Source organism: Pseudomonas sp. MWU318 (assembly GCF_016756945.1).
Lineage (GTDB): Bacteria > Pseudomonadota > Gammaproteobacteria > Pseudomonadales > Pseudomonadaceae > Aquipseudomonas > Aquipseudomonas putida_A.
In genome coordinates this window covers 111,388-131,766 of sequence record NZ_JAESJL010000011.1, presented here as the reverse complement: position 1 = coordinate 131,766, position 20,379 = coordinate 111,388, and the positions used below count along the sequence as shown (strand labels likewise).

Here is a 20,379-nt window from a genome sequence, read left to right as displayed (position 1 = left end):
AGCTGCCGAAGGCTGCAATCTCCAGTGGTATTAGCTATAAACAAATTGTTATAAGCGATATCTAAAATATTGAATTTGGAGATAAGCAGCGCCATTTAAGGCTTCCAGCGCATCGCGCATCCAATGCATTCTAAGAATATTTTCGATGCTGTTAATGCATACGCCGCTGCAGCCCGCGTTGTTGCTTGCTTAGCGTTAATGGCTATAAAAATGTGCATTTATAGTATTTAAGCGAAGGTCACGCTTCGGCCTACTTTCGGCTCCTCAACGCCCGTCGTGATCAAGGAGCCGTACCCATGAATCTTCCCTTCAAACGAGTCTTCAGTCTGTTTGCCATTCCGGCACTTGCGGGCCTGCTGGCGTTTAACGCGCAGGCTGACGAACTCAAGGAAATCAGGATCGCCGTGCCTGACCTGAGCGCCGGCACCCAGCACAGCGGCGGCGGTGTGGTAGACGTGCTGCGTGATCAGCAGATCTTCGAAAAAGCCTTCGCCGATCAGGGCATCAAGATTCAGTGGAGCTTCTTCAAAGGCGCCGGGCCGGTGATCAACGAGGCGTTTGCCAACGGTCAGGTCGATCTGGCATATCTGGGCGACCTTGCGGCGATCATCGGCAAATCCAATGGCCTCGACACGCGGCTACTCAGCGCCAGTGCGCGTGGGGTGAAGCAATATCTGGGCGTGGTGCCGGGCTCGGGGATCAAGACCCTGCAGGATCTGAAAGGCAAGCGCGTGGCGATCTTCCGTGGCACGGCCACGCAGTTGTCGTTTGATGCGGCGTTGGCCAGTCAGGGCTTGAGCGAGAAGGATCTGAAAGTGATCAATCTCGACTTCAGCGGGGCGGTCGCGGCCTTGGCGGCGAAACAGATCGACGCGTCATGGGGCAGCTCAGGGCTGACGGCACTGCAAGCCAAGGGGCTGGCGGAATTGCCGCTGAACACCAAGGATCTGGGTGGTGCCGGTAGTGTGCAATCGGTGCTGGTCGGCACCGGCAAGTTTGTCGACGGGCACCCGGAGGTCGTGGCCAAACTGCTCAAGGCGCAGCAGCAGGCCGTGGATTGGCTGACTCAGGACAGCAACAAGGCTGCCTACGTGCAGTTGGTGTCGGGTCTGGCAAGTTATCCACCGGTGATCCTGACCCAGGACCTGCAGGATCAGAAACTCAGCGATGTGTTCCCATCGACGCTGGACCCGGTGTTCCTCGGCAAATTGCAGGACTCGGTGGATCTGGCGGCGCAGCAGAAGCTGATTCGCAAGCCGTTCAAGGTCAGCGATTGGGTGGCACCTGAACTGGCAGCGGCCAAGCTTTAAAAGCAAAAGATCGCAGCCTTCGGCAGCGCCTGCAGGGGAATTCGTTCTCCTGCAGGCGCTGCCGAAGGCTGCGATCCTTTGATCTTCAAACCGCGACGCTGATCGCCTGTTTATCCACCGCCACCAATGTCTCGATCATCGCTCTTGCTGCCGGCGACAAGCGAAATCCTGTGCGACTGACAATCCCGCAGCGCGCGTTCATGCTCTCCAGATTCTGCGGCAGATTGCGCCAGTGCAGCAGCGCCAGTGAACCCTGGACAATGTCCTCGTAAAACGCCTCTTCCGTACCGATGCCGATGGCATTCGATTGCAGCACCACTTTCACCAGCGCCGGGAAGTGCTCGGTCTCGATGGTCGGGGAAAAATCGATCCGGCCGCTGAGGTTCGCCAGCAGTTTGCGAATCCCCGGCGGAATCAGCGTGGTCGCCAGCGGGTAGTCGAACATGTCGTTGGTCGACAGGCTTTCCTTGGCCAGCAGCGGATGCCCGGGTCGGCAGAAAAACACCCCGCGCTTGGGCGTCAGGGCCTGGGTCTGGAAGTTCGGGTCGGCTTCGAAATGACGGATGTCGGCGATGAAGAATTCGATCTCTTCGCGGCTCAGTGCGCGGCTGAGTTTTTCCCAGTTATCCACCTGAAAACAGGTGCGCACTTTCGGGTGCGCGTTGATGAATTGCGCCACCGCATCCGGCACCAGTTTCACCGCCGGGGCCGGGCCGCAACCGAAGTGCAGTTCACCAGCGTCGAGCTTGGTCATTTGCGTCACTTCCGCGCTGAGGAGCGCCGCGCCTTGCACCAGGGTCAGGGCGTGTTGCAGCACTACCTGACCTTCGGGCGTCGGGCGCAGGTCCTTGTTGCCGCGATCCACCAGCACGCAGCCGAATTCCTGCTCCAGCCCTTGAATGCTGCGGCTGAACGCCGGTTGAGTGATGCCCATGGCGTCCGCCGCACGGACAAAACTGCGGTGTTCGTTGAGGGCGATGAAGTAACGCAACTGGCGAAGATCCATATGCTTTTCCGGCATCCTAAAAATAGCTCGAAGGCATTTGCGACGAGGGCTGCTTGAGGTTTTAAATGCAAGCTCTTATTCCGTCAACGAAGCATTTGAATATCTATTAGATGCAAATGGAATATAGATAGAGCGATGTTTCGCTGCCGTCCAACCGCAAGCAGTCGATGAGGGTCTACCCATGAGCAATGCCGCACTCGCTGTAAAACCCGCTGTCCATGCGCTGGAAATCCATCCGGTGGCCGGCCGTATCGGCGCCGAGATCCGTGGTGTGCACCTGTCCGGAGAACTGGACGCCGCCACCGTCGAAGCCATTCAGCAGGCGCTGATCCAGTACAAGGTGGTGTTCTTTCGCGAGCAGACCCAGCTCGACGATCAGCGCCAGGAAGCTTTCGCTCATCTGCTCGGCGAGCCGGTGGCGCATCCAACCGTACCGGTGCGTGAGGGCACGCGGTATCTGCTGGAACTGGACGGCGCTGAGGGCCAGCGCGCCAATTCCTGGCACACCGACGTGACCTTCGTCGACGCCTACCCGAAAGCCTCGATCCTGCGCTCGGTGGTGGCCCCGGCGTTCGGTGGCGACACCCTGTGGGCCAACACCGCGACCGCGTACAACGAACTGCCGAGCGAGCTGCGCGAGCTGGCGGACAAACTGGTCGCCGTGCACAGCAACGAATACGACTACGCCGGGGCCAAGCCAGACGTGTCGGCGGAGAAGTTGGAACGCTATCGCAAGATCTTCACCTCGACCGTCTACGAGACCGAGCATCCGGTGGTGCGTGTGCATCCGATCAGCGGCGAGAAAAGTTTGTTGCTGGGGCACTTCGTCAAACGCATCAAGGGTTATTCGCAAGCCGATTCGGCACATTTGTTTGGCCTGTTGCAGAGCCATGTGATCCGTCAGGAAAACACCGTGCGCTGGCGCTGGAAGGCGGGTGATGTGGCGATCTGGGATAACCGTTCGACTCAGCATTATGCGATTGATGATTACGGCACTCAGGATCGCATCGTGCGCCGGGTGACACTCAAGGGTGAAGTGCCGGTGGGGGCTTCGGGGCAGCGTAGTCAAACCATCAAAGGTGCCGAGCTGGTCGGCGTCTGATCGGCCGGTACCTGTAGGAGCTGTCGAGTGAAACGAGGCTGCGATCTTTTGATTTTAAAGATCAGGATCAAAAGATCGCAGCGTGCCGCAGCTCCTACCGGAATCACCAGACGCCAATCTGCACGACCTTCTCGGTCTCCGGCTCGCCATAGCGAAACCGCTGCCCGCGCAAATCAATTTCCTGATGACTGATCGTGGTCCGCCGCTTCAACCCGCGAACCCACTCGAACAGATACCCCGCATGCTCTTCGCGCACCGCCGCGTACGCCGGATCCTCACCCAGATCGCGCAACTCCTGCGGATCATTCAGCAGATCAAACAACTGCGGCCGGAAGCCGTCGTACGCCAGGTATTTCCAGCGCTCGCTGCGCACCATGGTCATGCGGCAGCGGTCGATCGGCTGGCCAAGTCGCTCGCGTGCCGGGGCCTGAAAGGCGTAGTCGTATTCGCTGATGGCGTAGCGGCGCCAGTCGGGATTTTCCCCGTGCAGCAGCGGGATCAGCGAGCGTCCTTCCAGCCGATGCTCGGCCTTCGGCAAGCCCAGTGCCTGCAGAAATGTCGGCAATGCGTCGATGGTTTCCGCTAGCCGCTCATCCACCGTGCCCCGGGTGATGTCCGCCGCCGCGCGCGGGTCGCGCACGATCAATGGCACGCCCACCGCTTGCTCCAGCAGAAACTCCTTCTCACCCAGCCAATGGTCGCCGAGAAAGTCGCCGTGATCGCTGGTGAACACGATCAAGGTGTCATCCCAACGACCGTTGCTCTGCAGAAAATCGAATAGCCGCCCGAGTTGGTCATCCACCTGCTTGATCAGACCCATGTAGGTGGGGATTACATTCAATCGTACTGAGTCACGGGAGAAGTTGAGGCTTTCCTCGTGCTGGCGAAACGCCGTGTATACGGGGTGTTTGCTGGCTTCGGAGGGCGTCGCGCGGACCGCTTTGAGAATCGATTTCGTACTGTACAAAGCGTGGTACGGTGCCGGTACGATATAAGGCCAGTGCGGTTTGATGTAGGAAAGGTGTAAACACCAGGATTTCTCGCCTTGCTCGGTGATGAAGTCGATGGCTCGATTTGTAGTGTAGACAGTCTCTGAAAACTGCTCGGGAATTCGCGCTGGCAAGTGCGCATGACGCATCTGCCAGCCGCTGAGGATTTCGCCATTCTCGCCTTCGGCGGCGTTGGCCCAGTCGTGCCAGGGGTTGCGCCCGGCGAAGCCCTGCTCGCGAAGGTAATAGGTGTAGGGCGCGGATTCGCGTTTGTCGTCGAACAGCGGGTCGTCGGGGAAGATTCCGTCGTGGCGGAAGTACGGCTCGAAACCGACCTCGTTGAGCACTTCGGCCTGCGCGCTGTCCGGGTTGATCGCCAGACGCTGCAGGGCGTCGACATTTGCCGTGGCGTGGGTCTTGCCGACCAGCGCGGTGCGGATGCCGTGGGGGCGCAGGTAATCACCGATCGTCAGTTCTTCCAGCGGCAACGGCACGGCGTTCCACGCGACCTGATGGCTGCTGACGTAGCGTCCGGTGTAGGCGGACATTCGCGACGGGCCGCAAATCGTGCCCTGGGTGTAGGCGCGGCTGAAGCGCACGCCGGCGGCGGCCAGGCGATCGATGTTCGGCGTGTGCAGATGCGGATGACCGTAACAGGACAGGTAATCGCGGCGCAGCTGATCGCACATGATGTACAGCACGTTGCGCACGGGGTTTTGCGGGTTGGACATGAGATTCACCGGTCAGAAAGACAGGCGAGGGTTGTCGCTTTCGACGGGGGTGTTCGGCAAGTGCATTTGGGGAATGGGTTTTATGCAGTGGATGCATCGGTGCCTGTGGTGACGCCATCGCTGGCAAGCCAGCTCCCACAGGATGTGCGCCAAGCACAAATGATGTGAACACCCGGACCTTGTGGGAGCTGGCTTGCCAGCGATAGCGGTAGCTCAGACAGCTAAATTTTCGAGCGAACAAACTTCCTCATCCACCGCATCAATCACCTTGATCTGCTCAATCATCGCCTCCGCAAGCGGCGACAACCGATACCCCGCACGGCTGACAATCCCGTAGCGCGTGTACAACTCCTCCAGATCATCCGCCAGGCCGTCGATCCGCAAACACACCAGCTCACCCTTGGCCTGATGCAGCGCATCGGAATACGCGCCAACAATGCCGATGGCATCCGAACGCAGCACCACGCTGAGCAGGCTCGAGCTGTTTTCGCATTCCACATTCGGCGTGAAATCCGGGCGGCCGCTGAGGTCGACGATGACCTTGCGCAAGTTCGGCGGACGAATGCTCACCGCCAGTGGATAGCTCATCAATTGCTCGGCCGTGACCCGTTCAAGAGCGGCCAGCGGATGCCCGGCACGGCAACAGAAATGCCATTTGCGCGGCCGCAAGCGATACGTCAGGTAATCCGGATCGGCTTCGAAGTGCCGGGTGTCGGCGACGAAGAACTCGAACTCCTCGCTGAGCAGGCGTTTGCTCAGGCTCTGCCAGTCATCGACCTGAAATTGCACCCGCGCTTTCGGATAGCGGCCGATGAATGCGCCGATTGCGCGCGGGATCAATCCGGCCGCCGGCGCCGGGCCGCAACCGAAGCGCAACTCGCCCGCCTCCAGACCATTGAACTGACTGATCTCGTTGGCCATCTGCTGCGCGCCGCTGACCAGTCGCCGTGCATGTTCGAGCAGCACCTGACCCTGCTTGGTCGGCGGCAGATCCTTGCGCCCGCGATCGACCAACTGACAGCCGACGCTGTGTTCCAGCGCCTGAATGCTGCGGCTGAACGCCGACTGCGACAGGTTCACCGCCTGCGCGCCGGCGACGAAGCTGCGTTGTTCGGCGAGGGCGATGAAGTGTCGAAGTTGGCGCAAGTCGATATGCATTTTTCACATAAAAAATATCCGGGAAATGCATTGGATATGCATTAGGTCGACTCCTTATAAAGGCAATCTCTTATGCAGTAAATATTTGTAAATCCATAAATAAATAACTGAAAAGAATATGCAGCGCTGAAGATGTCTGTGTGTTTTTTGACCAGGAGCCGCGCCATGAGTCCGTTGAACCATGCGTCACCCTTAACGCCACGAAGGCTCAAACGCCTGCCTCTGGCCCTGTTGCTGGCGGGGAGTGCCAGCTGGACTCACAGCTACGCCGCCGACGCCGAAACCCCGCCGCCAGCTCCCGCGGGCAAACCCGCGGCCAACAGCTCGCAGCTGGAAACCGTGACCGTCACCACCCGCCGTCGCGAGGAAAGTTCGCAAGATGTGCCGACGCCGATGAGCGTGGTCAGCGGCCAGACCCTGGAAACCCAGCGGGTCTACCGGATTCAGGATTTGCAGCAACTGGTGCCGAGCGTCAACGTCGCCTACATGCACGCGCGCCAATCCAGCGTGTCGATTCGCGGCCTGGGCAACAACCCGGCCAGCGACGGTCTCGAAGGCAGCGTAGGTCTGTACATCGATAACGTGTATCTGGGCCGTCCGGGGATGGCGGTGTTCGACCTGATGGACATCGAACAGCTCGAAGTTCTGCGCGGGCCACAGGGCACACTATTCGGCAAGAACACCACCGCCGGGGTGATCAACATCAGCACCCGCGCACCGACGTTCACCCCTGAACGCAGCATCGAAACCTCGTTCGGCGAGGACGGTTATTTCCAGACCAAGGGCACCATTTCCGGGCCGATCAACGATGAACTGGCCGGACGTTTTTCGGCCTATCGCACCCGCAGCGATGGCGACATCAAGAACGAATACAACGGTCATGAGCTGAACGGTGGCTCGCGCGATGGCTTCCGCGCGCAGTTGCTGTTCAAGCCCAACGAAGATTTCAATCTGCGCTGGATCGGCGATTACAACGAAGAGGACTCCAGCGCCGGCACCCGCGTGCTGTACAACACCGGGCCGACCATCAATGGCGTCAACCTCTATCAATCGCGGGCCAATGCGGCCGGTGCGACGCTGGTCAACGGCTCGCACCGCAAGGTCAATCTGGACAACGACCAGCACGTCACCGTGCATCAGGGTGGCACGTCGGTGGAGGCCAACTGGACGCTGCCGAGCGATTTCACCCTGACCTCGATCAGTTCGTATCGCTTCTGGAATTTCACCCCGGCCAACGACGACGGTCTCAACGTTGCGGCGACCTACAACGCCGGGGTTTCGGTCGAAGACAAACAGTACTCGCAGGAATTTCGTCTGGCCTCGCCCAAGGGCGAGTTCTTCGATTACGTGGTGGGCGCGTACTACTTCGGCTCGGATCTGGACAACAAATCCTTCGCCTATTACGGCCCGCAGGCCGACATCTGGAACGGCACGCCACGCGGTGCGCTGGCCAACGTCGGCAGCGTCGGCAACGGCCACATCAAGACCGACAGCTTCGCCCTGTTCGCCCAAGGCACATGGCACCTCACTGAGCGCCTGGACTTCACCGCCGGGGTGCGCGGCACCTATGAAGAGAAGAACGCCTGGGTCACTCGCGATGCGCCGGTCGGTGGCGCCACTGTCACCGGCGCAGCGGCCACGGCACGCCGCGGACGCACTGGTGCCTACGATTCCGGCGATCTCAATCAGTACAGCTCAAGCCCCTCCGGGTTGCTCAACCTCAGCTATCGCATTACCGATGATCTGCTCGGCTACGCCACGCTGTCTCACGGTGAAAAGTCCGGCGGGGTGAACCTCGCGGTGGGTTCGGCGCCAACCGCTGGCGCCGACTCGCTGCTGATCGGCACCGAGCGCGCCAACAACGCCGAACTCGGTTTCAAAAGCACCCTGTGGGATCGGCGTCTGCAACTCAACGCCAACGTTTTCTGGACTCAGGTCAATGCTTACCAGACCAACGCCTACGACGACGTCAACCGCGTGCAATACCTGACTAACGCCGGTTCCGTGCGCTCGCGCGGCGTCGAATTCGAAAGCACGGTGATCCCGTTGCGCGGCCTGACCCTGAACTTCAACGGTTCGTACAACGACGTCAGCTACCTCTCGTACAAAGATGCGCCGTGCCCACCGGAAGTCAGCCAGGCACCGGGCGCGCCGGCCTCTTGCGATCTCAGCGGGCACCAGGTGGTCGGCGCTTCCAAATGGATCGGCAACGCCAACGGCGAATACAAATGGAATCTGGCCAACGGCTTCGAACCCTACGTCACCGCCAGCTACGCGTTCCGCTCGAAAGCGGTGGGTACGGTCGAGGATTCCGACTACGGGCAGATCCCGAGTTATGCGGTGGTCAACCTGTCCACCGGTCTGCGCGGCGATTTCAATCAGGGCCAGTGGGACGTTTCGCTGTGGCTGAAAAACGCCTTCGACAAGACCTATTACACGACCCTGTGGACCGGCGGCAACGGCGGTTATGAAGGCCTGCTCGGTACGCCGCGCACCCTCGGCGTTACCGGTCGCTACGACTTCTGATCTGTCATTCAAGGAGCTGCATCATGTTGCCAGGCAAAACCGCTTTAGCGCTGTTGTTATCCGGCGCAGTGTCAAGCAGCGGGGCGTTCGCCGCCCCCAGCGTGTACCCGACCGGCGTCACCCGTTACGACCCGGACAAGGCGTTCAATCAGTACGTGATTTTCAGTGGAGCCGACAAGCAGACGCACCTGATCGACATGAACGGCAACGAGGTGAAAACCTGGCCGCAGGCGGGTTTCCCATCGGCGATCATCGACCCGCAACTGGTTGGCGGCGAGCGCGGGCATGTGCTGTTGCAACTGAGTGACAAGGATCCGGGCAAGCTTGGTTCCGCCGGCAACGGCCTGGGCAACCAGAGCGTTGGCGAACTGGACTGGAACGGCAAAGTTGTCTGGCAGTGGGGCGACAAGGCCCCCGGTGGCGCGGCGCAACAACACCATGATCAGCGACGCCTGAGCAACGGCAACACCGTGGTGCTGGCGAACAAGGTGCATAAGGTCAAAGGCTTCAAAGTGCCCGCGGTGATCGACGATGCGATCTATGAAGTCAGCCCCGACGGGCAGGTGAAATGGCAGTGGCTGGCCTCGGAACACCTCAACGAATTCGGCTTCACCCCGGAGCAACTGAAGCTGGTGCGCGCCAGTGACAACCCGGATTACCTGCACATCAACAACCTGAGCGTGGTCGGGTCGAACAAGTGGTTCGATGCCGGCGACAAACGCTTCAATCCGGACAACCTGTTGCTCGATTCGCGCAACGCCAACTTCATCGCAATCATCGACAAACACAGCGGCAAAGTGGTCTGGCGCCTCGGCCCGAACCTGCCGCTGATCAACCCGAAAACCGCACAGAAACTGCCGCGTCCGGTGGATCAATTTGTCGGCCAGCACGACGCGCACATCATCCCGGCTGGACTGCCCGGCGCGGGCAACCTGCTGGTGTTCGACAACCAGGGTTCGGCGGGGTACCCGAACGTCACCCTCGGGCTGATTTCCGGCTCGCGAGTGCTGGAAATCGACCCGCAGAAAAATGAAATTGTCTGGCAGTACAGCGCGGCGAATTCGAAGCAGCCGGGGTGGGCGTTCTATAGCTCGTTCATCAGCAGCGCGCGACGTTTGCCCAACGGCAATACGCTGATCGACGAAGGCATGAACGGGCGGTTTTTCCAGGTCACGGCCAGCGGCGAAAATGTCTGGGAATACGTCAGCCCGTTTCTGGGCAAGGCGCCGGGCAGTGACGCGATCAGCAACTGGGTCTATCGCGCGTTGCCTGTGAGTTACGACTGGGTGCCGGCGGGCACGCCGCGTTCGGAAACAGCCGTCATTGCCCCAGCATCGGCGGCGCAGCAGACCAGCGCAAGTCGTTAGTTGAAATGGAATTAATGCTCGAGTGAATCGCGATAAGTTATGTGCGAGATGAATAGTGCTTATTGCAATTTCGTTGAAAAGTCGCGTGGACAATAAGTGAATGGCCAACCATCCTGAGTGTCGTGAGTTTCCAGGAGGGAACTTGCTCTCATCGGAAGACACTTATCCAACGATAAAGGAAATCACGTTATGTCGAGCATTAATGGAACTTATGTAAACGCTAACGCTGGCGCCAAACTGACGATTACCGATGGCAACGATTCCAACGGCACCTTCAGCGGCAAGTTCAGTCAGAACGGCGTGAACTACGACATCGCTTACGGGCATTACCATTTCCAGAACAGCACCGGGCAGCCTACGATCATCACCTTCGCGGCTCTGAATGACGGCACCGGTTATCAATCCTGGACGCTGTTCTCGCCGGATCACAACTACTCAAAAGTTCGTGCGGTGGGTTCGCGAACCAACTTTGATGGTGATGTTGTTGGCCTGGCTGGAGAGTTTGTTAAACAGTAATTTTGTGTAATAAAAAAGCCGTCATGCTATTGAGCCTGGCGGCTTTTTTCTTACATGAAATAAGTCATTTTCATGTTGGTTGTGTTTCCTGTGGATGACAGCGTTTGCTGGCGTCTGATTCTAAGCTCGAGGTGAACTCAATCATTCGAGCAGGACGCTTAGATGCAAAACGCGCTTTATTCCAACACCCTCGATGGGCCCTCTCTCACCATTGTCGATTCCGATGACCGCACCGGGGTCTTCGGCGGCACGTTGCATCACCAAGGCATCAACTACGGCATCGTCAGTGGCCGTTACGCCAGCCTCAACGGCTACCAGCCGCCTACCGTGGTAACGCTGATTGCCAATAACCAGGACCACGGTTATTTCGCCCTGACCCTGTTCTCGCCAAGTCGCGGCACTCATGAACTGCAGGGGCACTGCGTGCGCGTTACCTATGACGGCGTGGTCAGCAGCCTGCCGGGCGACTTCGTTCGCCATGCATGAGGCGCAGCCAGCGCCAGGTTTCTTCTCAAACATCAAGCAAGGATGCTGCACATGTCCACGATCAACGGCGTTTATCGTCATGAACCCTCAGATACATCCTTGACCCTGACCGAGGGCGATGACCGCACCGGCAGTTTCACCGGCACATTGTCCGTGTCCGGCACCGATTACCCGATCGCATTTGGCAATTTTCATTTCAGGCATGGCTTTTCAACAGGCCCGGTCGCCATCTCTTTCAATACGCTGACGGCCGATGGCACGGCGCAAGCCTGGGTGATGTTCTCGCCCGATCAGGCCTACACACGCTTGCGGGCAATGGGCAGCGCGGCGGACATGATGGGCAACACCGGGTTGAATGGCCTGGAATTCATCCGGCAAAACCGCTGAAGAAGCGCGAAATGAGCGGGTTTCGCATGCCTTCGCCGAATATTTTTCATGCTTGAAAAGCATTGTAAATTCAGCCCTCGGCGCCAGGCCTTGCAGGCCGTGGCTTCGCGACAATCTGCGAAAACTGATATTCGTAAAAAATCTAAACACATCGATAAAAGTTACTTTCGGAGATAAGCGATTGCTCCAATGATTCACCCAACGACTGGTCGCCCGGGGGATGTTTGCGGCGACCGGTCGGGTACTTCGCAAAGAGACCGCAGGGAGTGAATCAATGGGCAATGTCCAGACCGCCGCCAGCGCACAGGAATTGCTGTGGCGTCAGACGCCGAGTGGCGAATTGGTCGATCTCGGCCGGCCGCATCGTGTGCCGCTGGGGCAGTTGCGTTTGCAGCGTGCGCCCAAGGGCATTCTGAGCCGCCGTGAAACCATTCTGCTCGGCGTGCTGGCGCTGCTGGTGCACGGTGCGGTGATCTACTGGATCAACCAGCATCCGACGCCAGCGTTGCCGATCGTGCCGCCGGAAATTCCGCCGATGACCATCGAGTTTTCGCGGCCGGCGCCACCCGCGCCACCAGTGGTCGAACCGCCGCCACCGGCACCGGTCGTTGAGCCACCGCCGCCGGTTGAAGACGAGTTGGCGGTGAAGCCTCCGCCGCCCAAACCGATTCCCAAGCCCAAGCCGAAACCAGTGGCCAAACCGGTGCCGAAACCGGCACCCAAAGCAGTCGAACAGCCTCCGGCGCCGCCGCAACCGGCCACTCCAGTCGCCGCCCCGGCACCGCCCGCGCCACCGGCTCCCGCGCCAGTGACACCGGCCTCGGCCAACGCGGCGTACCTGAAGAACCCGGCGCCGGAATATCCGTCGCTGGCCCAGCGTCGCGGTTGGGAAGGCACCGTGATGCTAAGGGTGCACGTGTTGGCCAATGGCAAACCGGGCGAGATCCAGATTCAGAAAAGCAGTGGTCGGCAACAGCTCGATGATGCGGCACTCAATGCCGTCAAACAGTGGAGCTTCGTGCCGGCCAAGCAGGGTGATGTCGCCCAGGACGGCTGGGTCAGCGTGCCCATCGATTTCAAGATTCATTAAACCGAAACCTATTCGCGCTAAATGTTTACACGAGGGAATACATCATGACGTTACTGGCCTCTCCACTGGAATCCATCGAAAGCGCGGTGATCTGGCTGCTGGTGGTTTTTTCCGTTGCCACTTGGGGACTGGCGCTGCTCAAGGCTGTGCAGTTCGGTCGTCTGAAGGCGCAGGATCGCAAGTTTCATAAACGTTTCTGGGCGGCGTCGAGTCTGGATTCCGCCGCTGAGTTGAGCGAAACCCAGCCTGGTGCTGCGGCACGAGTCGCTCAGGCCGGTTACGCGGCGATTCAGGTGGGTGAGGCGCCGCAGGCCAATGACCTGAGCCAGGCGATCAACCATCAGGATCGATTGGAGCGTGCCCTGCGTCAGCAGATCGTCCGTGAACGGCGTTCGCTGGAAACCGGTCTGGCAGTGGTCGCAAGTATTGGCAGCACCTCGCCGTTCATTGGTCTGTTCGGCACGGTGTGGGGAATCATGGAGGCGTTGAAAGGCATCAGCGCGGCAGGCTCGGCGAGCCTGGAAACGGTCGCCGGTCCAATCGGTGCGGCACTGGTTGCCACCGGTGTGGGGATCGCCGTCGCGGTACCGGCGGTGCTGGTTTACAACTACTTTTTGCGTCGTCTGAAACTGACGGCGGCGGACCTGGACGACTTCGCCCACGACTTCTACAGCCTGGCGCAGAAGAGTTCGTTCCGCGTGCTGATCCACCCGACTGCGAATAAGGTCGCGGCACCGGGCAATGCGACAAAAGTGAAGGAGGCGTCCTGACATGGCCTTCTCCACACAAGACAGCGACGAGGTGCTGAGCGAGATCAACGTGACACCGCTGGTGGACGTGATGCTGGTGCTGCTGGTGGTGTTTATCGTCACCGCGCCGCTGCTGACCAATGCGATCCCGATCAACCTGCCGAAGACCGAGGCGGTAGCGCCGGTCGAGCAGAAGGATCCGCTGGTGGTGAGCATCGACGGTGCCGGCAAACTGTTTATCAACAAGGATGAAATCCAGCCGGACTTGCTGGAATTCAACCTCAAGTCGGCCAAGGCCAAGGACCCGGAAGTGCGCGTGCAATTGCAGGCCGACGACGGGGTGAACTACGGCGAAGTGGCGCGGGCCATGGCTTCGATCGAGCGGGCGGGGATTACCAAATTATCGGTGATCACCGCGCGGTAACAGGATTTACGTTTTTCCGGGGCCGTCTCCTTGGCAGGGTGCGGCCCTTTTTTTATCCCGGTTTTAACCCACACACGAAGCAACTTATATTTCTTCTGGGTCTTAATAAATAGCTTCTTATTCCTTAACGAATATAAATCCCGTCCCTATACTCGATTAGGAACAGACACGACGCAGGAGAGCTCCCCATGCGCAACGAATCAATCCGCTACCTGATTGTGCCGGGCTGGCAAGGATCGCCAGAAGATCATTGGCAAACCCACTGGCAGAACAGCCTGCCCAACAGCGCACGCGTGGAGCAGGCCGACTGGCTGACGCCGCGCCGTGAAGACTGGGTTGCGGCGCTGGCCGAAGCGATTGCCGCTGACAGCACACCGGTGATCCTGATTGCTCACAGCCTGGGTTGCATCACCGTTGCGCATTGGGCTGCCACCGCGCCCGTGCAACACCTGCGTCAGGTGCGCGGCGCGTTGCTGGTGGCGCCGGCGGATGTCGAGCGTCCGGCCTGCGCGCCCGCGTTGCGCAATTTCGCGCCGATCCCGACCGACCTGCTGCCGTTCCCCAGTCAGGTGGTCAGTTCCGACAACGACGCCGCCGTCAGCGCCCCGCGTGCCCTGGAGCTGGCGCGCAACTGGGGCGCCGAAGCGGGGATTCTTGCCGGAGCCGGGCACATCAACGTCAAGTCCGGGCATCAACGTTGGGAGCAGGGTTTCGCTTATCTGTATCGCCTGCAAAACCGTATGGAACACCACGCCCGGCGTCGCGCTTGAACCTTTTTCTTTTTTGAACGCCCCCGTCTGCCGGCGGTTCTGGGCGGGAGTCTGCCATGAGTTTCGAAACGTTCGGTCAGCCGTTGCTGACCTTTCCCGATGCGGAAAAAAGTCCCCTGAGCATTCGCGCCAAGGCGCTGGTGTTCGTCGATCCCCGCTCCCGCCAGTTGCGCGAGGAGCTGGAGCACCTGGCGCCGCGTGCCATCTCGGTATTGATTCGCGGCGAGACCGGCACCGGTAAAGAGTTGCTCGCGCGCCACATCCACCGAGCCAGTGATCGCAGCGGTCTGTTCGTATCGGTCAATTGCGGTGCGATCAGTCCTACTTACGCCGATGCCGAGCTGTTCGGTTATGCCGCCGGCAGTTACACCGGTTCGGCGAGCAGTCGCGCCGGTTGGTTCGGTTCGGCCAATGGCGGCACCTTGTATCTGGACGAAATCGGCGATCTGCCGTTGCCGATCCAGATCAAACTGCTCGCCGCCCTGGAAAATCATGAAGTCACCCGCGTCGGCGCGCATCAGCCAAGCCCGGTGGATGTGCGGCTGGTGGCGGCAACCAGCATCGACCTGGCGCAAGCGGTGGACGCGGGAAAATTTCACGAACGGCTCTATCACTACCTCAGCGAAGGTCAGCTGGAATTGCCGGCCCTGCGCGAGCGGATTGGCGACATCCTGTCGCTGGCGGAATATTTCCTCGGCATCTACAGCCAGCGCCTGGATCTGCCGGTGCCGTTGATCAGCGAAGCGGCGCAGCACCTGCTGGAGCGCCACAGCTGGCCGGGTAACACCCGCGAGCTGGAAAACGTCATTCACTTTGCGCTGCTGGTCAGCACCGGCGATGAAATCCTGCCAGAGCACTTGAACCTGCCCGAAGTGTCTGGGCCACAGCTTCAGATCGAACGACTGGTAGCTCAAATCAATATCGGTGGTAGCGTCGACGAACGTAAGGCTTTGAAAGATCTGCTGATTGGTTTGAGCCAGCAGTTGTAGCCGTTTGGTTCTGTATGAACGAAATGGAATATCAAAGTGAATAAACGTTATTGTGCGGGAATAAAAAATCCCGGTATTGTCCGCTTCACGCCAGAGATAGCACTTCACTGGCACTCGTATTAATAGCCGTCGCCATTCGCGACCGTGATTCTCGATAAGGACACTGCATGAAAAAGGTTCTGTTGTTTACCGCATTGGCGGCTGCTCTGACTGCTTCCCTGGCCCAGGCCGGCGAGAAACTGGTGGTGGCGGCGACTCCGGTGCCGCACGCGGAAATTCTCGAGCTGATCAAACCGACCCTGGCTAAAGAAGGCGTGGATCTGGAAATCAAGGTCTTCACCGACTACGTGCAGCCGAACGTGCAGGTTGGCGAGAAGCGTCTGGATGCCAACTACTTCCAGACCAAGCCTTACCTGGACAGCTTCAACGCCGGCAAATACAAGGACGACAAGTCCAAGTACCTGGTGACCGTGCAAGGCGTCCACGTTGAACCGTTCGGTGGCTACTCGAGCAAGTACAAGAAACTGGCTGATCTGCCAGACGGCGCGACCATCGCCATCCCCAACGAAGGCAGCAACAGTGGCCGTGCGCTGATCCTGCTGCAGAAGGCTGGCCTGATCGAACTGAAAGATCCGAAAAACGCCTTGGCGACCCCTAAGGACATCGCCAAGAACCCGCACAACTTCAAGTTCAAGGAACTGGAATCGGCCCTTCTGCCACGCGTCCTGAAGGAAGTTGATCTGGACATGATCAACACCAACTACGCGCTGGAAGCCAAGCTGAACCCGACCAAGGATGCGCTGGTGATCGAAGGCGCTGACTCGCCTTACGTGAACTTCCTCGTGGCCCGTGAGGACAACAAGAACAGCGACGCCATCAAGAAACTCGCCGCTGCCCTGACCAGCCCGGAAGTCAAAGCGTTCATCGAGAAGAAGTACAACGGCGCGGTATTGCCGGCGTTCTGATCCGACGCTTGAACCACCCCTTCAAGGTATGAAAACGCCGATGGCCAGTGATGGTCATCGGCGTTTTTGTGTGTGCGTTGAAAAGCCCCTCACCCTAGCCCTCTCCCAAAGGGAGAGGGGACTGATTGGGGGATGCTGTAGAAGTACACCGACGTGAAAGTTTTCTGCCGAATCCATAATCGACTCGATCTTTCAGGTCGATGTTAATCGCCAGACACTGCGGTCGGCCCCCTCTCCCTCGGGGAGAGGGCTGGGGTGAGGGTGCTGTTGATCCTGACCTCAGGTTACCTGCGCCTTCAACGCCCGTCTCAACGCCACCAACAATTTCACGATGTCCTGCGGATCCAGTCGCTGCGGCACTTTTACGTCCATGTTGTCTTCCTTGTAATGGTTTGGCCGGGGGAGTCTGGCCAAAAGCTGTTCGTCCTTGGAGGGCTTTCATGCAAAAAAGACCCTTCCTACAGCGCAAGGGAAAATAGCCTTCTTATTCCTTCCCGGCAAACCCGCAAGATAGTTTTTTGCGTGATATCAATATGCTTTAACGGTATTTAAATTCTTTTTTTTATACCTATAAAGTCAGCGCCTGCCGGACAGTTACCCGCTGTCTATGGACTGCATGACCGTCGCTTACCGAGCGACGTCCAGGATGCTTCATGACTTTCGATTACGCATTTATCCTCAGTACCCTGCCGGCCTTTCTCAAGGCTGTGGGCGTGACGCTGCAAGTCGGGTTCATCACCATCGGCACGTCGCTGCTGGTGGCGCTGCTCAATGCAACGATCCTGGTGTTCCGCACACCGTACCTGCAAAAACTGGTGGGCCTTTATGTGGAACTGGCGCGCAACACGCCGCTGCTGATTCAACTGTTCTTCGTCTACTTCGCCTTGCCGGCGCTGGGAATCAAGGTTTCCGGATTCACCGCGGCGATTATCACCATGACTTTTCTCGGCGGCGCCTACCTCACCGAAGTGCTGCGCGCCGGTGTCGATGCGGTGCCGCAGGCGCAACTGGAATCGGGCCGCTCCATTGGTCTGTCCCACGGCCAGTTGCTGCGCTACGTGATTCTGCCGCAAGCGGGCATTCTCAGCCTGCCGTCGCTGTTCGCCAATTTCATTTTCCTGCTCAAGGAAACCACCGTGGTCTCGGCGGTGGCCGTGCCGGAAATCCTCTACACAACCAAGAGCTACATCGCGCTCTATTACAAAACCTACGAAATGCTCGCCGTGCTGACGCTGATCTGCGTGCTGTTGTTCTTGCCGCTGTCGCTGTTGCTCAGCCGTCTGGAAAGGAGGCTCCAGCATGGCCAGTTCGGGTCTTGAACTGCTCTGGGTGTCGTTGCCGCAATTGGCAAAAGGCGCCGGGCAAACCCTGTCGATCTCGATTCTGAGCATCGCCATCAGCACCATTGGCGGGGTGCTCTACGGCGTATTGCGCACGCTCAACGTGACGTGGCTGAACGCGATCCTGCGGATCTATCTGGAACTGTTCCGGGCGATTCCGGTGCTGGTCTGGCTGTACCTGCTGTTTTTCGGCTTGCCGATTTTCTTCGGACTGAGTCTGCCGAGCTTCTGGTGCGCGGTGCTGGTGCTATCGCTGTGGGGCGCCAGCGAGGTCGGCGAAGTGGCGCGCGGTGCGTTGCATTCGTTGCCGCGCGGGCAGCGTGAAGCCGGGTTGTCGATCGGTCTCAATGCGGCGCAACTCTATGGCTACGTGCTGCTGCCGCAGGCGCTGAAACGCCTGACGCCGCCGACCATCAATGTCTACACGCGAATCATCAAGACCAGCTCGCTGGCGGTGCTGATTGGCGTGGTCGATGTGATCAAGGTCGGCCAGCAGATCATCGAGCGCACCTATGAATCGGTGCTGATCTACGGCGCGCTGTTTCTTTTTTTCTTTTTCATCTGCTACCCGCTGTCGGCCGCCTCGCGCGTGCTGGAGCGGCGCTGGACGCAAGCATGAGCGCATTGATCGAGTTTCACGGTTTCAACAAATTCTACGGCGAGCAGCAGGTGCTCATGGGCATCGACCTGCAAGTGCGCAGCGGCGAAGTGATCGTCATCCTCGGCCCCAGCGGTTGCGGCAAAAGTACGTTACTGCGCTGCCTCAACGGTCTTGAAAGCGCCCATAGCGGCAGCCTGAAATTTGCCGGGCGCGAGCTGCTGGACAAGGCCACCGACTGGCGCGACGTGCGCCAGCAGATCGGCATGGTGTTCCAGAGTTATCACCTGTTCCCGCACATGAGCGTGCTCGACAATTTGCTGCTCGGCCCGCTCAAGGTGCAAAAGCGCCAGCGCCGTGAAGCGCAGCAGCAAGCCGAAGCCTTGCTCGAACGGGTGGGCCTGGCGGACAAGCGCGACGCCTTCCCGCGCCAGCTCTCCGGCGGACAGCAGCAACGCATCGCCATCGTCCGCTCGTTGTGCATGAACCCACGGGTGATGCTCTTCGATGAAGTCACCGCCGCCCTCGATCCGGAGATGGTCAAGGAAGTGCTGCAAGTGATTCAGGGCCTGGCCCGCGAGGGCATGACCCTGCTGATAGTCACCCATGAAATGGCCTTCGCCCGCGCGGTGGCCGACCGCATCGTGTTCATGGATGCCGGACGCATCCTTGAACAGAACCCGCCCGAGATTTTCTTTACGAACCCGCAAACCGCACGCGCGCAGCAGTTTCTGGAGAAGTTCTCCTTCGTTGCAACACTGCCTGAAACGAATCCGACAAAGGAACTGGAACCGCTATGAAAACTGCCAAGTCATCCCTGTTTTTACTGCCGCTGCTGGGGCTCGCGCTGCTCGCCGGCTGCAACAAATCCGAAGAACCGGCCAAGCCGAAAGTCGCCAGCGAAAGCACCGCGCCAGCCGGTTACCTGGACAAGATCAAGGCCCGCGACAAACTGATCGTCGGCGTGTTCACCGACAAACCGCCGTTCGGTTTCGTCGATGAGGCCGGGCGCTACGTCGGCTTCGACACCGACATCGGCCGGCGCTTCGCCAAGGATCTGCTGGGTGATGAAAACAAGGTTGAATTCGTCGCCGTGGAGCCGGCGAGCCGCATTCCGTTCCTGCAGAGCGACAAGGTCGACCTGATCCTCGCCAACATGACCGTGACCCCGGAGCGCAAGGAAGCGGTGGAATTCACCAACCCGAACCTCAAGGTCGCGGTGCAGGCGCTGGTGCCGCAAAGCAGCGCGGTAAAAAATCTGGATGACCTGGCAACTCGCACCACCATCGTTACCACCGGCACGACCGCCGACATCTGGCTGACTAAGAATCATCCGGACTGGAAACTGCTGAAGTTCGAGAAAAACTCCGAGTCGCTGCAAGCCCTGGCCAACGGTCGCGGCGACGCCTATGCGCAGGATAATCTGGTGCTGTTCAGCTGGGCCAAGCAGAACCCGGGCTACCGCGTGCTGGAGGAAAAACTCGGCGCAGAAGCACCGATTGCGCCGGCAGTGAAGAAGGGCAACGTCGAGCTGCGTGACTGGGTGAATACCGAACTGGCCAAGTTGGGTGAAGAGAAATACCTGCTCAAGCTGTATGACCAATATGTGCGTAAAGAACTGAGCGATGACACCCAGCCTGAGAGTGTGATTGTCGAGGGTGGCAAGTGGCAGGGGTGATTGCCTGACAGGTCGGCGGTGAGGCTGAAGAGCAACCCCTCACCCCAGCCCTCCCGAAACGTCGGACCGCCCGGAGGGAGAGGGAGCCGACCGAGGTGTGTTGCGTCCTGCATCGACCTGAACGACCGAGTCGATTATGGATTCACGGAAGCATTTTCAGGTCGGCGTAATTCACCAGCATTCCCCAATCAGTTCCCT

Annotated in this window: 20 protein-coding genes; 17 read left to right on the top strand and 3 right to left on the bottom strand. The window is 59.3% G+C overall.

Annotated features, from left to right (window positions below; all coding sequences use genetic code 11):
- Window positions 1-296 precede the first annotated feature (296 nt).
- Window positions 297-1,310, top strand: coding sequence for an ABC transporter substrate-binding protein (locus tag JN524_RS23545; RefSeq protein ID WP_202370886.1), 1,014 nt, complete (start codon window positions 297-299; stop codon window positions 1,308-1,310).
- An 85-nt stretch (window positions 1,311-1,395) separates the two neighbouring features.
- Here the strand turns inward: JN524_RS23545 and JN524_RS23540 are convergent, their stop codons facing one another.
- A complete protein-coding gene (locus JN524_RS23540; protein ID WP_202370885.1) occupies window positions 1,396-2,316 on the bottom strand; it encodes a LysR family transcriptional regulator in 921 nt (306 codons plus the stop codon).
- 181 nt (window positions 2,317-2,497) lie between these two features.
- Between JN524_RS23540 and JN524_RS23535 the strand changes: the two genes are divergently transcribed.
- Entirely contained in the window at window positions 2,498-3,418 is a 921-nt protein-coding gene (locus JN524_RS23535; RefSeq protein WP_025111029.1) for a TauD/TfdA dioxygenase family protein, read from the top strand.
- A 103-nt stretch (window positions 3,419-3,521) separates the two neighbouring features.
- Here JN524_RS23535 and JN524_RS23530 read toward each other — a convergent pair whose 3' ends face one another.
- Together JN524_RS23530 and JN524_RS23525 are read right to left on the bottom strand one after the other, a co-directional pair.
- Window positions 3,522-5,138, bottom strand: coding sequence for an alkaline phosphatase family protein (locus tag JN524_RS23530; protein ID WP_202370884.1), 1,617 nt, complete (start codon window positions 5,136-5,138; stop codon window positions 3,522-3,524).
- A gap of 213 nt (window positions 5,139-5,351) precedes the next feature.
- A complete protein-coding gene (locus JN524_RS23525) occupies window positions 5,352-6,296 on the bottom strand; it encodes a LysR family transcriptional regulator (RefSeq protein WP_202370883.1) in 945 nt (314 codons plus the stop codon).
- Between the two features lie 165 nt (window positions 6,297-6,461).
- Between JN524_RS23525 and JN524_RS23520 the strand changes: the two genes are divergently transcribed.
- From JN524_RS23520 to JN524_RS23450, 15 genes are all read left to right on the top strand, one after another.
- Window positions 6,462-8,822 (top strand): TonB-dependent receptor, encoded by a 2,361-nt coding sequence (locus tag JN524_RS23520; protein WP_202370882.1) that lies wholly within the window; start codon window positions 6,462-6,464, stop codon window positions 8,820-8,822.
- Between the two features lie 23 nt (window positions 8,823-8,845).
- The gene (locus JN524_RS23515; protein WP_202370881.1) at window positions 8,846-10,189 is read left to right on the top strand and encodes an aryl-sulfate sulfotransferase; all 1,344 of its coding nucleotides are present in this window, start codon (window positions 8,846-8,848) and stop codon (window positions 10,187-10,189) included.
- 189 nt (window positions 10,190-10,378) lie between these two features.
- Entirely contained in the window at window positions 10,379-10,705 is a 327-nt protein-coding gene (locus JN524_RS23510) for a hypothetical protein (RefSeq protein WP_202370880.1), read from the top strand.
- A 162-nt stretch (window positions 10,706-10,867) separates the two neighbouring features.
- Window positions 10,868-11,191, top strand: coding sequence for a hypothetical protein (locus JN524_RS23505; protein WP_007963450.1), 324 nt, complete (start codon window positions 10,868-10,870; stop codon window positions 11,189-11,191).
- A 51-nt stretch (window positions 11,192-11,242) separates the two neighbouring features.
- Window positions 11,243-11,578 (top strand): hypothetical protein, encoded by a 336-nt coding sequence (locus JN524_RS23500; protein WP_202370879.1) that lies wholly within the window; start codon window positions 11,243-11,245, stop codon window positions 11,576-11,578.
- A 274-nt stretch (window positions 11,579-11,852) separates the two neighbouring features.
- Window positions 11,853-12,668 (top strand): energy transducer TonB, encoded by an 816-nt coding sequence (locus JN524_RS23495; RefSeq protein ID WP_202370878.1) that lies wholly within the window; start codon window positions 11,853-11,855, stop codon window positions 12,666-12,668.
- Window positions 12,669-12,712: 44 nt separating this feature from the next.
- Window positions 12,713-13,438 (top strand): MotA/TolQ/ExbB proton channel family protein, encoded by a 726-nt coding sequence (locus JN524_RS23490; RefSeq protein WP_096797442.1) that lies wholly within the window; start codon window positions 12,713-12,715, stop codon window positions 13,436-13,438.
- A 1-nt stretch (window position 13,439) separates the two neighbouring features.
- Entirely contained in the window at window positions 13,440-13,841 is a 402-nt protein-coding gene (locus tag JN524_RS23485; protein WP_003220570.1) for an ExbD/TolR family protein, read from the top strand.
- 188 nt (window positions 13,842-14,029) lie between these two features.
- Complete coding sequence (locus tag JN524_RS23480) at window positions 14,030-14,611, top strand: alpha/beta hydrolase (protein ID WP_202370877.1); 582 nt, start codon at window positions 14,030-14,032, stop codon at window positions 14,609-14,611.
- 56 nt (window positions 14,612-14,667) lie between these two features.
- Window positions 14,668-15,600 carry a sigma 54-interacting transcriptional regulator gene (locus JN524_RS23475; RefSeq protein ID WP_003220574.1) on the top strand — a complete coding sequence of 311 codons (933 nt, stop codon included), beginning with the start codon at window positions 14,668-14,670 and terminating at the stop codon, window positions 15,598-15,600.
- 167 nt (window positions 15,601-15,767) lie between these two features.
- Window positions 15,768-16,565 (top strand): MetQ/NlpA family ABC transporter substrate-binding protein, encoded by a 798-nt coding sequence (locus JN524_RS23470; RefSeq protein WP_027611172.1) that lies wholly within the window; start codon window positions 15,768-15,770, stop codon window positions 16,563-16,565.
- Window positions 16,566-17,218: 653 nt separating this feature from the next.
- Window positions 17,219-17,884: an amino acid ABC transporter permease gene (locus JN524_RS23465; protein WP_202370876.1), complete on the top strand. Its 666-nt coding sequence runs from the start codon at window positions 17,219-17,221 to the stop codon at window positions 17,882-17,884.
- Complete coding sequence (locus JN524_RS23460; RefSeq protein WP_202370875.1) at window positions 17,865-18,524, top strand: amino acid ABC transporter permease; 660 nt, start codon at window positions 17,865-17,867, stop codon at window positions 18,522-18,524. The genes JN524_RS23465 and JN524_RS23460 overlap by 20 nt, the downstream gene beginning before the upstream one ends.
- Window positions 18,521-19,303, top strand: coding sequence for an amino acid ABC transporter ATP-binding protein (locus JN524_RS23455; protein ID WP_202370874.1), 783 nt, complete (start codon window positions 18,521-18,523; stop codon window positions 19,301-19,303). The genes JN524_RS23460 and JN524_RS23455 overlap by 4 nt, the downstream gene beginning before the upstream one ends.
- Window positions 19,300-20,181, top strand: a complete 882-nt coding sequence (locus JN524_RS23450) for a transporter substrate-binding domain-containing protein (RefSeq protein ID WP_134785173.1) — start codon at window positions 19,300-19,302, stop codon at window positions 20,179-20,181. The genes JN524_RS23455 and JN524_RS23450 overlap by 4 nt, the downstream gene beginning before the upstream one ends.
- Window positions 20,182-20,379: the final 198 nt, after the last annotated feature.